This is a genomic window from Streptomyces gilvosporeus (assembly GCF_002082195.1).
GTDB classification, from domain to species: domain Bacteria; phylum Actinomycetota; class Actinomycetes; order Streptomycetales; family Streptomycetaceae; genus Streptomyces; species Streptomyces gilvosporeus.
Genome location: NZ_CP020569.1, coordinates 1275782 through 1290656, shown reverse-complemented (window position 1 = coordinate 1290656; position 14875 = coordinate 1275782). Strand labels below are relative to the sequence as shown.

11 protein-coding genes are annotated in these 14875 nt (G+C 70.4%); 7 read left to right on the top strand and 4 right to left on the bottom strand.

What is annotated here, in order from left to right:
• Positions 1-315: 315 nt before the first annotated feature.
• Positions 316-2172: a glycoside hydrolase family 35 protein gene (locus B1H19_RS05660; RefSeq protein WP_203237106.1), complete on the top strand. Its 1857-nt coding sequence runs from the start codon at positions 316-318 to the stop codon at positions 2170-2172.
• 29 nt (positions 2173-2201) lie between these two features.
• On the opposite strand, the gene B1H19_RS05655 is transcribed toward B1H19_RS05660, so the two are convergent.
• From B1H19_RS05655 to B1H19_RS05645, 3 genes are all read right to left on the bottom strand, one after another.
• Positions 2202-3344: an ABC transporter substrate-binding protein gene (locus B1H19_RS05655; RefSeq protein WP_083103519.1), complete on the bottom strand. Its 1143-nt coding sequence runs from the start codon at positions 3342-3344 to the stop codon at positions 2202-2204.
• 59 nt (positions 3345-3403) lie between these two features.
• Positions 3404-6091 (bottom strand): SpoIIE family protein phosphatase, encoded by a 2688-nt coding sequence (locus tag B1H19_RS05650; RefSeq protein ID WP_083103518.1) that lies wholly within the window; start codon positions 6089-6091, stop codon positions 3404-3406.
• Positions 6092-6222: 131 nt separating this feature from the next.
• Complete coding sequence (locus B1H19_RS05645) at positions 6223-8352, bottom strand: SpoIIE family protein phosphatase (protein WP_083103517.1); 2130 nt, start codon at positions 8350-8352, stop codon at positions 6223-6225.
• A 498-nt stretch (positions 8353-8850) separates the two neighbouring features.
• On the opposite strand from B1H19_RS05645, the gene B1H19_RS05635 reads away from it, so the two are divergent.
• The 6 genes from B1H19_RS05635 to B1H19_RS05610 all read left to right on the top strand — a co-directional run bounded on the left by B1H19_RS05635 (position 8851) and on the right by B1H19_RS05610 (position 14613).
• Positions 8851-9423 carry an ImmA/IrrE family metallo-endopeptidase gene (locus B1H19_RS05635; RefSeq protein ID WP_083103515.1) on the top strand — a complete coding sequence of 191 codons (573 nt, stop codon included), beginning with the start codon at positions 8851-8853 and terminating at the stop codon, positions 9421-9423.
• Positions 9424-9465: 42 nt separating this feature from the next.
• On the top strand, positions 9466-10722 hold the full coding sequence (locus B1H19_RS05630) for an MAB_1171c family putative transporter (RefSeq protein ID WP_083103514.1): 1257 nt from the start codon (positions 9466-9468) through the stop codon (positions 10720-10722).
• Positions 10719-11720, top strand: coding sequence for an aldo/keto reductase (locus B1H19_RS05625; RefSeq protein ID WP_083103513.1), 1002 nt, complete (start codon positions 10719-10721; stop codon positions 11718-11720). Before B1H19_RS05630 ends, B1H19_RS05625 begins: the two co-directional genes overlap by 4 nt.
• Positions 11721-11749: 29 nt before the next feature.
• A complete protein-coding gene (locus B1H19_RS05620) occupies positions 11750-13180 on the top strand; it encodes a cellulase family glycosylhydrolase (RefSeq protein WP_083103512.1) in 1431 nt (476 codons plus the stop codon).
• A gap of 115 nt (positions 13181-13295) precedes the next feature.
• Entirely contained in the window at positions 13296-13856 is a 561-nt protein-coding gene (locus B1H19_RS05615; RefSeq protein ID WP_203237321.1) for a nitrobindin family protein, read from the top strand.
• 187 nt (positions 13857-14043) lie between these two features.
• Complete coding sequence (locus tag B1H19_RS05610) at positions 14044-14613, top strand: hypothetical protein (protein ID WP_083103510.1); 570 nt, start codon at positions 14044-14046, stop codon at positions 14611-14613.
• 66 nt (positions 14614-14679) lie between these two features.
• Here the strand turns inward: B1H19_RS05610 and B1H19_RS38570 are convergent, their stop codons facing one another.
• Positions 14680-14832: a hypothetical protein gene (locus tag B1H19_RS38570; protein WP_159028009.1), complete on the bottom strand. Its 153-nt coding sequence runs from the start codon at positions 14830-14832 to the stop codon at positions 14680-14682.
• Between the last annotated feature and the right edge of the window lie 43 nt (positions 14833-14875).

Genomic DNA, 14875 nt, shown 5'->3' with positions numbered 1-14875 from the left:
TGTCTTTAGTTACTGAAGAGTTCGGGGAAAAGCATCAGGCGGCAAGCGTCCCCAAATCCTTCGATGGCCCATCAAATTGCTTGAGCCTGGGCGTGTTTGCGTCATTCGTCACGTTGCGTTAGGTGTGGCGGCCCGGTACGGACAGTCACCTGCGTCGAGGGTCTGAATGCCCTCGCCCCTGCCTGGTTCGCCGACTGGCGACGCGAGCTCTTGTGTTCGTTGCTGTTCTCCACAACACTCGCACTGCACAGAAACGCGCACTACTGAACATGTTCGAGCTTTGGGCGCCGACAGGTCGAGCCGAGGAGAGCAGACATGACGCAGTTCAGCCGACGGAGATTTCTGAGCGCAGCCATGGTGGGCGCCGCGTCCGCGGGCGTCGTCCTGGGCGGCGGCCGAGCGACCCTCGCCCAGGCCGAAAGCCCGAGGGGGCTGACCATCCGCGGCAAGGAGTTCCTGCTGGACGGCAAGCCGTTCCGGATCCTCTCGGGTGCCTTCCACTACTTCAGAACGCACCCCAAGGACTGGCGCGACCGGTTGCTGCGGATGCGCGCCATGGGCCTGAACACGGTGGAGACCTACGTCGCCTGGAACTTCCACCAACCGTACGAGAAGAAGGCCGACTTCACCGGATGGCGCGACGTCGCCGCCTTCGTCCGCACCGCGGACGAGGTCGGGCTGAAGGTGATCGTGCGACCCGGCCCCTACATCTGCGCGGAGTGGGACTTCGGCGGACTACCCGCCTGGCTCCTCAAGGACAAGGACGCGCCGCTGCGCCGTTCCGACCCCGCGTACGAGCGAGCCGTCGACGCCTGGTTCGCCGAACTGCTGCCCCGGTTCGTCGACTTGCAGGCCACTCGCGGCGGGCCCGTCATCGCCATGCAGGTCGAGAACGAATACGGCAGCTACGGCCACGACCACGCGTACCTGGCACATCTGCGGGACACCATGCGGGCGCAGGGCATCGACAGCCTGCTGTTCTGCTCCAACGGAGCCACCCAACAAGCCCTGAAGGACGGCAGCCTCCCCGACCTCCTCTCCACCGTCAACTTCGACGGGGACCCCACCGGCCCCTTCGCCGAACTCCGCGCATTCCAGCCGGACAAGCCCCTGTGGTGCACGGAGTTCTGGGACGGCTGGTTCGACCACTGGGGAGAGCAGCACCACACCACCGACCCCGCGCAGACCGCCGCCGATGTGGAGAAGATCCTCGCAGCAGGGGCGTCCCTCAACCTCTATATGGCGGTGGGCGGAACGAACTTCGGCTGGTACGCGGGTGCCAATCTGAGCGGCAGCGGCGCCTATCAGCCCACCGTCACCAGCTACGACTACAACTCCCCGATCAGCGAATCCGGCGAACTCACCGAGAAGTTCCACGCGGTGCGCAAGGTGCTCGCCAAGTACACCCAGCTGCCGAACGCTCCGCTGCCGGCCACACCACCCCGGATGCCGGCCCAGCAGATCACCGTCCGCGATTCGGTACCGCTGAGGGACGCCCTCGACGCGCTGAGCGGCACTCCGGTGCGGCGTGCCACCCCCGTCCCTATGGAGGCCCTCGGGCAGCCGCACGGGCTGATCCACTACCGCACCCGGGTGCGCGGGCCGCAGGGCACCAAGGGCCTGAGGATCACCGGACTGGGCGACCGCGCGCTGGTGTTCGTCGACGGCAAGCGGATCGGCACCTTCGACCGCAACCAGCCGGATCACTCCGTCGACGTCACCGTGGCCGGCGCGTCCGGCACCCTCGACGTCCTGGTGGACCCCACCGGGCGGGTCAATTTCGGCCAGGGACTCAACGACCCCAAGGGAATCAGCGGCCAGGTCCTCCTCGACGGCGAGGCACTGCGCAACTGGGAGATCCGCCGACTGCCCCTGGACGACCTCTCGGCTCTGGAATTCGGCAGAGTCCACACCCCGACCGGCCCCGCCTTCCACCGGGCCCGGGTCCATGTCGACACCCCCGCGGACGGCTTCCTCGCCTTCCCTGGCTGGGACAAGGGCATGGTCTGGCTCAACGGGTTCGCGCTCGGCCGGTACTGGTCCCTGGGGCCGCAGGTCACCCTGTACGCGCCGAGCCATCTGTGGCGGAGGGGACGCAACGAGCTCGTCGTGCTGGAGATGGAGCGGACGGGGGACCGGATCGAGGTACGGTCCGCGCCCGACGTCGGTTAGGGCGCTTCTGACGGGCCGGCGAGGGCGCATCAGCCGCCGACGGCCTTGGCCCAGTTCTCCTGGACGGTCCGCAGCGCCTCGTTGAGCTGGGCCTCGGTCGGGAACTGCGGTGTGCCCTCGACCGTCGGCAGCCGCGCGGCCAGGGTCTGGTCGAGGGTGCCGTTCTTCTCCATGGCGGCCATCAGCACCGGGCGGGCGTAGTCCACCAGGCGCAGGTTCTGGCCTTCCGGACTGAAGAGGTACTCCTCCCACAGCCGCGCCGCGGCCGGGTGGGGCGCGTCCTTGTTGATCGCCTGCGCGTAGTACTGCGAGAAGCTGCCGTCGAACGGAATGGAGACCTTCCAGTGCACGCCCGTGCCGCGGAGCTGGTCGATGTGCTGGAGGTTGAGGTAGTCCCATTCGATGCTGATCGGTGTCCTGCCCTTGGCGATCGCGATCGGGTTGGGGTCGGCCCGGTTGTAGTTGCCGATCTTGTCGAGATGGGCGAAGAAGTCGATGCCCGGCTGGATGTTGTCGAACGACCCCCCGTTGGCGAGCGCCGCCGCGTAGACGGCAGCGAAGGCCGAACCCGCGATCGTGGGGTCGCCGTGGATCGCGACCAGACCCTTGTACGCCGGCTGGAGCAGATCCGCGAAGGACTCTGGGCAGGTGCGCACGCGGGCCGCGTCGCAGCCGATGGAGACATAGCCGCCGTAGTTGTTGTACCAGCGGGCCTGGGGATCCTTCTGCTCCGGCGGGATCTGGTCGAACTGCGCGACCCGGTAGGGGGCCAGCAGGTTCTGCCGCGCCGCGGACTGGGCGAAGGAATCCCCGAGGTCGAGCACGTCGGGGGCGCGCTTCCGGCCACGGTGGCGCTTCACCGCGTCGATCTCCTGCTCGCTGTGGCCATAGGGATTGTCGATGACGACCTTGATGCCGTACTTCTTCTCGAAGCGGTCGATCAGCCGGCCGTAGGCGGCCCACTGGCGCGGCAGCGCGACCGTGTTGAGCCTGCCCTCGTGCCGCGCAGCCTTGATCAGTGCCGTTGTGCCGCCCGCCTGCGCGGCGGACTCCGCCCGGGAGGGCGCGACCGGACGGGTGGTGCCTGCTTCCTGGCAGGCACCGAGACCGAGCACCGTAAGGCCGAGACAGCAGAGGAGAGCGCCTGCGCGGACCCGATGATGTGTCGCCACGACGCCTCCAGCACGGCCACAGCCCGACGCTGCTCTCTGCGGCAATGGTCCGGACCAGCCTACGCCTCGGGCGCGGCGTCGGGGCCGACCGCCTGAGCGGCCCAGATCGTCTTGCCCCTGGAGGAGTAGCGGGTGCCCCAGTGCTCGGCGAACTGCGCGACGAGGAAGAGGCCGCGGCCGTCTTCGTCGGTGTCCTTCGCCTGGCGGATGTGCGGGGAGGTGCTGCTGCCGTCGGAGACCTCGCAGATCAGGGTGCGGGTGTGCAGGAGCCGCACGTGGATGGGCTCGGCGCCGTAGCGAATGGCGTTGGTGACCAGTTCGCTGAGGATGAGCTCGGTGCCGAAGGAGACGTCCTGCAACCCCCAGTCCGCCAACTGCCGGGCGCAGTCCTTGCGGACCGTGCCCACTGCCTCCGGGTCGCGGGGGACATCCCACTCGGCGACGTGTGCCGGGTCCAGCCGCCGGGTCCGGGCCACCAGCAGCGCGACGTCGTCGGCGGACCTGGCGGGCAGCAGCGCCTGCATGACGGTGGCGCAGGTGTCCTCCGGCGTACGGTCCGGTCCGGCGAGCGCCGCCCGCAGTGCGTCCAGGCCCGCGTCCAGGTCGTGGCCGCGGTTCTCGACCAGCCCGTCGGTGTAGAGCACCAGCCGGGAGCCTTCCGGCAGCGACAGCTCGGCGGTCTCGAAGGGCAGGCCGGTGCCCAGACCCAGCGGCGGGGAGACCGGCGAGTGCAGGAACTCCACCCTCCCGTCGGGGTGGGCCACGGCCGGCGGCAGATGGCCGGCCGTGGCCGCGGTGACCTGCCCGGAGACGGAGTCGTACACGACGTACAGACAGGTGGCGCCGGTGATCGCCGTCTCCTCCGCGGCGTCGTCCTGGACGTCGATATGGGTCACCAGCTCGTCCAAGTGGCGCAACAGCTCGGCGGGGGAGAGGTCCAGGGCCGAGAAGTTGTGCACGGCGATGCGCAGCCGGCCCATCGTGGCCGCCGCGTGCAGGCCGTGCCCGACCACATCGCCGATGACCAGCGCCACCCGGGCGCCGGGCAGCGGGATGACGTCGAACCAGTCCCCGCCCACTCCCGCATGGGCCGGAAGATAACGGTGCGCCACCTCCAGGGCATCCTGGTCGGGCAGGCCGCGGGGCATCAGGCTGCGCTGGAGCGTCATCGCCATCGTGCGTTCACGGGTGTAGCGCCGGGCGTTGTCGATGCCCACCGCGGCCCTCCCCGCCAGTTCCTCGGCGAAGGACAGGTCCTCCTCGTCGAACGCAGGGGAGCTTCCCGACCGCCAGAAGTCCACCCGTCCCAGCACCACGCCCCGGGCGCGCAGGGGCACGACCGCCAGGGAATGCACCCCGTGGTCCAGGATGCGCCGGGCGCGCTCCGGGTCCTGGGACCGCCAGGCGGAAGAGCCGGCCAGGTCCGGTTCCACCCTGGAGCGGCCCTGGTCCACACCTCCCGCTGCCGCGGCGCCCGGGGCGAACCCCATCAGCTCGCCGACGGGGTGGAGCGGATGGTCCGCCGCCAGTCCGGCGATCGCCGTCCGGCGCAGTTCCGCCCCCGCCACGGCCGGCTCCTCGCCTTTCAGGACCGGGTCCAGCAGCTCGACGGTGACGATGTCGGCGAACCCGGGGACCGCCACCTGCGCCAGGTCCTCGGCGGTGCGCTCGACATTCAGCGTGGAGCCGATCCGTACCCCGGCGTCGTAGAGGAGCCTCAACCGCTCCCGTGCCCTCTCGGCGCGCCCGGACAGCCACCTCAGTTCGGTGGTGTCGCGCAGGGTCACCACGCTTCCCTGGTGGGCTCCGTAGGGGCTGGTGGACCGCTTGTTGAGGGCCAGCAGCCGGTCCTGGGCCAGGTGCACCTCGTCGGTGGCGATCCGGTCCGACGCCAGGAGTTCGGCGGTGCGCGGGTCCAGCCCCAGGTCGCCGACATGGCGTCCCTCCGCGTCCGCCGGCAGGTCCAGGAGCCGCCGCGCCTCGTCATTGGCCAGCAGCAGCCGCCCGTCGCGGCCGACGATGAGGACGCCCTCGCGCACCGCATGCAGGACCGCATCGTGATGCTCGTACATCCGGGTCATCTCGGCCGGTCCCAGACCGTGGGTCTGTCGCCGCAGCCGACGGCTGACCAGCCCCGCACCGCCTCCGGCGAGTGCCAGCGCCCCGGCCGCGGTGCCCAGGAAGAGGGGCAGCTGCCGGTTGACCGACTTCTGCACCTTCTCCACCGTGACCGGTGCGGAGACGATGGCGATGACCTTGCCCGAGGAGTCCTTGACGGGGGCCGCGGAGATCACGGAGAGGCCCAGGGCACCCTGGAAGGTCCTGGTGAAGGGCTTGCCCCGGGCGGCGTCGGCATACGGGCCGATGACGTGCTTGCCGATCTGTCGCGGGTCACTGTGGGTGAGGGTGATCCCGTCGAGCTTGTACACGATGAGGGCGTCGACGCCGGAGGCCTTCCGGGCCGCCTCGGCGAGCGGCTGAAGCTTGGCGGTCGGATCGTTGCTGTTCAGCGCCTTCTGGAGGCCCCAGGAGTGGGCGAAGGACTCGGCGGCGGCGAGGGTCCGGTGCCGGGCGTCGGTCATGGTGTCCCGTCGGCTCTGGACGACCATGGCCACCACTGCGGCCGCGACGAGCAGCACCACGAGCACCAGCTGGAGGAGGAAGACTTCCCGGGCGACGCTGCGCGTGGCCGACGAGGACCGACTGCGGCTCAGCCAACGCCGGAAACGCCCCGAATGTCCGGTCATGGTTCATTTTTATCCTGCGGCGCCCAGGTGCTGGCAAGGCGTGCCGCCGGCTGGGGCCGGGCACCGGGATTCCGCCGGGGCGCCGCGCGGAGTCCTTTCGGCGGCCGAGGTCCGGGAAGGAGCGACGTCTTTCATCCGCAGGGCGCGAAGGGTTGGGTGCGGGCGATGAGCAGGGCGACATCGTCCGGGTCCTCGGGCCGCCGGAGTTCGCGCAGGAGCCGGTCGCAGGTTTCTTCCAGCGTGCGGTCGGGCGTGTCGAGCAGCCGACGGAGCGCTTCGAGGCGTTCGTCGATGGGGTGGTGGCGGGTTTCGACCAGGCCGTCGGTGTACAGGACCAGTTGGTCGCCGGGGCCGATGCCGAAGGTGGTGGTCTCGAAGGGGGTGCCGCCGACTCCGAGCGGGGTGCCGGTGGGCAGGTGGAGGAGTTCGGAAGGCTTGCCGCTGCGCACGAGGGCGGGGGGCAGATGGCCGGCGTTGGCGATGTGGCATTCGGCGCGGCGGGGGTCGTAGGTGACGTAGAGACAGGTGGCGATGTAGTGCTCCAGCCGTGAGGTGATCTTGTCGAGGTGATGGAGGACCTGGTCGGGGGCGAGGTCCAGGTCGGCGAAGGCTCTGGTGGCGGTGCGCAGACGGCCCATGGCCGCGGCGGCGTCGATACCGCTGCCCATGACGTCGCCGACGACGAGCGCGGTCTTGTCGCCCTCGAGGGGGAGGACGTCGTACCAGTCGCCGCCGATCTCGTAGGTGGCCTGCGCGGGCCGGTACCGGGAGGCGATCTGGAGGCCGGGAAGCCGGGGCGGGTGGTCGGGGAGCAGGCTGCGTTGCAGCGTCACGGCGGCGTTGCGCACGCTCTGGTGCGAGCGGGCGTTGTCGATGCACACGGTGGCACGGGAGGCCAGCTCGGCGGCCAGGGCGAGGTCGTCCTCGGTGAAGGACAGCGGGTTGCGGGCGCGGCTGAGGCCCAGGAAGCCGAGGATCTGACCGCGGGCGATCAGCGGGACCAGCATGTGGGAGTGCACCCCCGCACGGGCCAGCAGCGTGGCGGCGCGTTCGTCGCGGGCCATCCGTGCCAGGTCCTCCTCGCCCGCGCGCGAGATCAGGATCGGGCGGCCCGTGCGAACGCACTCGGTGGCCAGGCGGCCGGCGTCGAAGGCGGCGATCTGGCCGGGAGGATCGACGGCCTCGACGGCTTCGGTGGGGTAGGCGGCCTTGACCGCGAGCGCCCGGAACACCGCGGGCCCGCTGCTGCTGGCCGGGCGGTGCTCGTGCAGTACGGAGTCGAGCAGATCGACCGTGGCCACGTCCGCGATCTCGGGGACGGTGACCTCGGCCAGCTCCCGGGCGGTCTGGTCCACCTCCAGGGTGGTGCCGATGCGGGCGGAGCCGTCCGCGATCAGGGCCAGCCGCTGCCGAGCCTCGGCCGCCTCTCTGGCGGCCTGATAGCGGTCGGTGACGTCCACCACCAGATCGGCCACTCCGAGCACCCGCCCCTGGGGGTCCTCCAGCCGGTACAACGAGATCGACCAGGCGTGAATATGGTCCGGGTCGGCGGGGCTGCGGCCGACGATCGTGGACTGGTCGACCATCGGGATCCCGGTCTCCAGGACCTCGCGCATCGCCGCCTCGGGCACCTCGAACTTCGCGGCGGTCATGATCTCGCGATAGTGGCGGCCCAGGTGGTCCTTGGCCGGAATGCCGTGCATCCGCTCCAGAGCGGGATTGACGGCCACGTACCGCAGATCGGTGTCGAGCATCGCCAGCCCGATCGGGGACTGGGAGATCAGCCGGGTGGAGAGCGCGACATCCCGCTCCACCGCGCGCAGCGTCGAGGCGTCGGTCGCGAGCCCCAGGGCGTAGAAATCGCCGCGATCGTCCAGCAGCCGCATGCTGCGCAGTTCGACCGGCCGCGCGGTGCCGTCCTTGTGCCGGACCGGGAACGTGCCGCCCCAGCTCTTGCCGCTCTCCATGACCTCGGCGAACGTCTCCAGCACCAGATTCCAGTGCTCTTCGTCGACGAGCAGCGTCCCGGCGTACTGCCCCAGCGCCTCCGCGGCCGTGTAGCCGTACAGGTCCTCGGCCTGCGGACTCCACAACACGATCCGCCCCTCGGCGTCCAGCAGCACCGCGGCGACACCGAGGAGATCCAGAAGTCCGCTCGGCGTCGGCGTCCCGCCCGGCAGCTCACCGGGGCCGCCCGTCGGCTCACCGGGACCGGCCGCAGGATCCCCGGGACCGGCCGGAAGCCCCTCGGTTGCGCTCACCCGGGCCTCCTTCCCGTCGACGGACCACGTCGGCGCCCGCTCACTCCGGTCTGTGGCCTGCGTGTCGTCCGGCCTGCCCGCTCCGTGGAGCGCTTCGGCTTCCATGGTCCCCCAGGACCAGCCGACGGACACCCCGCCGGGCCCTGTGCAGAGCGGGCCCCGTAGCGATTCGTCACTCCGCGTAACCTTCGGGGACGGATCCCGGCCGAGCGCCTCGCGCCCCTGCGCGGCGCGCCCCGGCGAGCGGCGGCGGCTCCGCCGGAGCGGTCGAGCACGGTACACGGAGCGGACCGGAACGCGGTCCGTATCGTCCACAGACGAACTGCCCTGAGGCGGGCCGCACTTGTCGCAGCCGGGCGCGCATCCCGGCAACTGCCGCTCCCCGGGAGAGGCGCTACTGTGCTCGGGTGCCCTGTGCGGCACGCCCTGGCTCCTTTGGGCGTGTCTTCATCGGGCGGGACGAAGAGACCAACGGAGGGGAAGGAGCAGGCACCGGCCGTGGCCTCGACCTCCAGAGCTGACAAACAGCCCCGCAAGAAGGAACTCAGGCAGCTGCGACGGGACTCGGAGGCGGTACTGGCACGCCTGGACCTGTCCGACGGATGCGGCATCGCCACGCTGATCGAACAACTCAGCACGGACCGAGGCCGTCCGATCCAGCTCGTACCGCTTCCCCTGGGCGCGAAGACTCCCTGCGGTATGTGGCTGGCGACGGACACCTTCGACGTCATCGTGGTCGAGGCGGACACCAGCCGTCTGCACCAGGACCACATCATCGCCCATGAGCTCGCGCACATGCTGTGCAACCACCGCGACTCCACCGGATTCGACACGGTGACGATGCGCGATCTGATGCCGCATCTGGATCCGCGGCGCGTACGGGAGATGCTGGGGCGCACCAGCTACTCCACCGCGGAGGAGCAGGAGGCGGAGACCGTGGCCTCCCTCCTTCTCGAACGCGTCACCCGTCCTCCGGTGGAGTCGGTGTGGAGCGTTCCGTCCGCCGATGCCGAGACGGTCGCGCGGATCGAGAGCTCGCTCAAACCGGGCCCGGGGCCCCATGCCCGGTAGGTGTCCGGCGCAGCAGCGTCCCACGGGCCGCCAGGAGGTCGCGTGACCGCCGTGAAGGCCGTCGTCTTCCCCGCGTGCGCCGTCCTCTGTGCCCTTGCGCTGCTCTACAAACTGCGCGACCTGCGTCATCAGAGAAACGATCCGGCCCTGCTCGCGCTGCTCCTCGCGTTCGCCGGCAAGGGGATCTCCTTCCTGCTCTCCACGCCCTCCGTCTCACAGGCGGTGGACGCCCGCCTCGGGGTGGCCGATATCGGGGCGCTGGGCATCCATCTCCTCGGTGGCGTCGCGTCCAGCGCCGCCTTCCTCACGGCCATCGTCTACTGGGTCTACCCGCCCGAGACCGCCCGGCGGCGCGCTCTCGTCCGGCTGCTCATCGCCGCCCTGTGCGCAGTCGCCATGATCGTCCTGTGGGCGATGGCAGGATCGGGTGCACAACAGCGCAGCGCGCACTATCTGCTCCAGAACGCGCACCGCCCGCTGGTCGCCGCCTATCTGCTGCTCTACGTCAGCGCGTTCGGCGCCGGAATGATCGAGATCATCCGGCTGTGCCGCCGCTACGGGAGAGTGGCCGGACGGCAGTGGCTGCGAAGGGGCCTGTACAGCACGGCGATCGGCGCGAGCGCGTGCCTCGTCTACTGTCTCAACCGCCTGCTCTCGCTGATCGCGGTGCAGAGCGGACTGGACCCGCTGGACTGGGAACTGCTGACGCCGGTGGCCAACGGGATCGGCATCTTCTTTCTGGTGGCAGGTCTCACCATGCCGTCCTGGGGACCGAGTGTCTCCGAATGGCGGCGGCTGGTCCGCAACTTCGTCACCTATCAGCGGCTGCATCCGCTGTGGAGAGCCGTGTACGCGGCCGTGCCGGACATCGCGCTCGACCCGCACCGTGCCGGCCGCCTTGCCCGCTTCCTGCCCGGCGACATCAGCTACCGCCTCTACCGCATGGTCATCGAGATCCAGGACGGTCTGCTCGCGCTGCGCCCGTACATGGCCCCGGACGTGGCCACCGGTGCTCGGAAGTCGGCCGAGGACGCGGGCCTGTCGGGCGACCGGCTGCACGCCATGGTGCAGGCCAGATCGCTGGTGTCGGCTCTGCGGGCACGGCAGGACGACCGTGCGCCGGTCCGGACGTCCGGGGAGCCCGGTCCCGAGTCCGCCAAGGGCGGGGGCTACACCGAAGAGGTCGCGTGGCTGCTGGAGGTCGCCCGCGCGTACACCGCTGTGATGTCTACTGATCGCTCCACTGACAGGTCCACGGAGCGGCCCACTGATCGCTCCACAGAGAGGAACGTTCCATGAAGTACCGCAAGCTGGGCCAGGACGGCCCCGAGGTGTCGGCGATCGGCCTGGGCTGCATGGGAATGTCGATCGCCTACGGCGTTCCGGACGAGGAGGAGTCCCAGCACACCCTGGACCGCGCCCTGGAGATGGGTATCACCCTCCTGGACACCGCCGACGCCTACGGGCAGGGCGGCAACGAGGAGTTGGTCGGTCGCTGGCTGCGCCGTCACGCTCACGAGCGGGACCGGATAGTGGTGGCGACGAAGTTCGGGCTCCGTCATGACGCGACCACGGGCCGGGTCGGCGACGTCGACACCTCCGCCGCATATGTGCACCTCGCCTGCCGGGCATCCCTGCGCCGCTTGGGCATCGAGCACATCGACCTCTACTACGCACATCGCCGCGACCCCGCCACGCCCGTCGAGGAGACGGTCGGCGCCCTGTCCGAGCTGGTGGAGGCCGGGCTGGTACGCCATATCGGACTGAGCGAGGTCAGCCCCGCGACGCTGCGCAAGGCCCATGCCGTCCACCCGGTCAGCGCGGTCCAGGTGGAGTACTCCCTGTTCACCCGCAGCGTGGTGGAGGGAGAACTGCTCGCCACCTGCCGGGAACTGGGCATCGCCGTCGTCGCCTACTCCCCGCTCGGGCGCGGCATGCTCACCGGTGCCCTCTCCTCCCGCGACGACCTGATCGCGCAGGACAACCGCCGGCGCTGGCCCCGCTTCGCCGACGAGAACATCCAGCGCAACCTGGGGCTGGTCGGGGCCGTACGGGAGGTCGCCGAGCGGATCGGCTGCTCGCCCGCCCAGGCCGCGCTGGCCTGGCTGCTGGCTCAGGGCGAGGACATCGTGCCCATCCCCGGTACCAAGCGCCGCCGCTACCTGGAGGAGAACGCCGCTGCCGTGGCACTGGCTCTGACCGAGGCCGACCGCGATCTGCTGCGCCGGGCCGTACCCGAGGAAGCCGTGGCGGGCGAGCGCTACCCGGAAACGGCCCTGGAGAGGCTGGGGCACTGATCGGGGGGACCATGGCTGGGCGCGGGTTCATGGTGAAGACGGGAGTGGCCCTGGCCGCCGTCTTCGCGCTGCTCTTACCGGATACGGCACGAGCCTCATCGGACACGGCACGAGCGGACGGGCGGCCGCTTCCGTCGACGTCGGCGTCGCCCTCACCGCCACCGCTCACCGACGACCGCGGGCGCACCCTCACCTTGCGCGGCTGGAACGTCGAGGACAAGACGCACCGTGGCGTCGACGCGCTCAGCGCCGTCACCGAACGGCACTTCCGCGACCTGCACGACCAGGGGTTCAACTTCGCGCGCCTCCTGGTCTTCTGGGACGACCTGGAGCCGCGGCCCGGCCACTACAGCGCGCGTTACCTCCGGAAGATCGAACGGATCCTGGACTGGGCGCACCGCTGGCGCATCCAGGTCGTCATCGACGCCCACCAGGACGTCTTCGGACCGGAGTTCGGCCATCGCGGCATTCCCGAATGGGCGACCCGCACCGACGGGCTGCCCTTCACCCCGCACCCGGAGGACTGGTTCGCCGAATACTTCGAACCCGCCGTGCAGGCCGCCTTCGAGCATCTCTACGAGGACCGGGACCTCCGGCGCGCGCAGGCCCGCATGTGGCAGGTGCTCGCCCGGCGTCTGGCCCACCATCCCGCCGTGTTCGGGTACGACCTGATCAACGAGCCCATGGGACGGCTGCGCGCGGGCGAGGACCTGCCGGCGGCCGCCCACCGCATCGAGTCCGATCAACTCACCCCGATGTACAACCGGATAGCGGCCGCCATCCGCACGGCCGACCACCACAGCAGGCTGTTCGTCGAACCGACCCCGATCGTCGGCGAGGGCCTGCCCACCGGCCTCGGCCGCATCCACGACCCCAAGGTCGTCTATGCCCCGCACTTCTACAACGCCACCATGGAGTCGGGCGGCGACTACGACCCCTCGGCGCGCTGGATCGAAGCCTATGAGAACGCCGTCACCCGCTATCCGAGCTCCCAGCGGATACCGGTCGTCGTCGGCGAGTGGGGCCCGCCGGACAGCTCACTGCCCCATATGCCGCGCTTCTACGGAGACGCCCTCGCCTCCCTCGACCGCTACAGCGCCGGTTGGGCGGGTTACGAGTGGTGCTACGGAAGCGGGTACTGCGCCGTCGACGCGGCCGGCCGCTTCCGAGCCAATAAGGCCCAGACCGCGCGTCCCTACGCCCCTGCCGTCGCAGGCACGGTACGTGACCAGGGCTATGACCCTGCGGCACGCATCTTCCACCTCGCCTACGGCCCCCCGGGGAGACCCGGCGTCAGCGAATTGTCCACTCCGCCCACGGCCGTGGGATGGCGGGTGTCGGTTCGGGGCCCGGCGGTGGCTTGGCCGCGTGCCGTGCCGGCGGGACAGCGGGGCACGATCCACGTGTGGACGCAGCCGGGTGCCTCGGGGCGGGTCGTGGTGACGGTCTCGGCCCGGTGACGCGCGCCGGCACGGGCCTGAGGCCGTCGCCCGGCCGTGCCCCGGTGCTCCGCACCGTCCGCCGCCGCCCCCTAGGCTGCCACCCGGTACCGGCCTCGACCCAGGAGCGCGCATGATGTTCGACCCCGCCCGCACTCACCCGTACCCGGACGCCTTCCGGCCGGAGGCAACGCCTGCGCCGCACGCACTGCTCGCGCCGCTGACCGGGTTCCTGGGAACCTGGGTCGGCCGGGGCCGTGGCGAGTACCCGACGCTCGCCGAGGAGTTCACGTACGCGCAGGAAGTCACCTTCAGCCACGACGGGCGTCCCTTCCTCCGTTACGAGGCGCGCGCCTGGTTGATCGACGCGGACGGCACCCCGCTGCGTCCGTCGGCGCGGGAGAGCGGCTGGTGGCGGATGCAGCCCGAGGGGCGCGTGGAGGCCTTGATCACGCAGCCAACCGGCATCGCGGAAATCCTGGTGGGCAGTGCGACCGACGGGACGGCCGACCTCACCACTCATCAGCTGGCTCTCGCTCCCACCGCCAAGGAGGTCAACGCCACGCGCCGCCGGTACACCCTGACCGACGACGACACGCTCGACTTCGTCCACGACCTCGCGGCGGTCGGTCAGCCGCTGCAACACCACCTCTCGGCACAGCTTCGTCGCGAGGCCGGAATCCAGGCCGCGCCATAGGGGGACGTGCGGGCTCCTACGGCGCCAGTTACGAGCAGTTGGGGGCGGTCTGAGGCATCACCCGGCAGGGCGCCCATGCCATGGCTATACACTTCGGCCAGGTCAACGCCGCGCACCACGCGCCGGGCAGGCCAACTCACGTACTCCGCCCGGCCAGCGAGGCCAGGCGACACCATGGGGGATTGCAATGTTCCATCGGCATGTTCTCAGCGCCGTTCTGGTCGTCTCCGGCGCGCTCGCCCTGACCGCCTGTGGGCCCGACGACGGCGACATGGCCACTCCCGGTTCCTCTGCATCCCCGTCACAGAGCGCCACCGCCAAGCCGGCGGGCGACGACAAGGGCAAGGACGGCTGCCCCACGCTGGCCAAGGGCCACAAGCTCATCTGGGTCCACAACGTCGAAGGCGCGATGGCCAACATCATCGCGCGGGACGCCAAGATGCTGTGCAACACGAAGATGGACGAAGGCGCCTTCTACCACCCCGAAGGCCCCCTGAAGACCTACTCCTTCGACATGAACGCCAAGGTGACCGTCGTCGGCAAGCACGGCCCCGAGGTCCGACCGGCGACCAACACCGGCAAGACGCTCTCCGGGATCGGCCACGTCAAGGAGTGCGCGGACCCGAACCACAAGCAGTACGACAGCGGGCAGTCGAAGGAGAAGAGCAACGAGTACTGCGTGGGTCAGAACTACTACGACGTGGTGGTGGGCCCCAACAACAAGATCACCGAGATGACCGAGCGCTTCGGCTCGTGACATCCCCCCGCCCGGGACGGAGCTCGCGTCTGCCGGGAGCTCCGTCCCGGGCGGGGGCACCGTCGTTCACGGCACGGCCTCTTCGCCGTCCCCATGCACCGCGGTCAGGACGGTTCCGCCGTGCCGCCGGGCGTAGCGGCAGCTCACCGGGAGGTCGAACAGCACCTCGGCAACTCCGGCGACCGGCCGCAGATCCGCGAGGAGAGCGTCGTCCGGCAATTCCGCCGCCGCGTCTCGCAACACCGGGTCGTCGGCCGCCCGG